Consider the following 324-nt stretch of genomic DNA (forward strand, 5'->3'; position numbering starts at 1 on the left):
GAGGAATGATCAAGACCTGTGGATCAGGGAGGGCGTGCCTTCCCGTAAATATGATCCTGGTAGTCACTTGATCAAGTCAGCGTTGCAGCGCTGGCGGAAAGGCACGCCTCGTGCTCACGGTAGTCAACTCCAACGAAGGTTCCAACCCGGCTGGCGAGGACCGCTCCATCCTCGATCAGATCGTCCGAGACGGTGCTCGGCAGATGCTCGCCGCGGCATTGCGCGCCGAGGTCGCCGCCTGCATCGACCAGTTCACCGATCAGGTCGATGAGAACGGGCACCGTCTGGTGGTGCGTAACGGCTCCCACAACGAGCGGGAGGTGA

The 324-nt window shown here is 61.4% G+C and carries 1 pseudogene; it reads left to right on the plus strand.

Features of this window, described 5'->3' with window-relative positions:
- Positions 1-110 precede the first annotated feature (110 nt).
- Positions 111-324, plus strand: a pseudogene (locus tag GOSPT_RS16930) (IS256 family transposase); the annotation flags it as partial.

The organism is Gordonia sputi NBRC 100414, from assembly GCF_000248055.1.
Taxonomy (GTDB): Bacteria; Actinomycetota; Actinomycetes; order Mycobacteriales; family Mycobacteriaceae; genus Gordonia; species Gordonia sputi.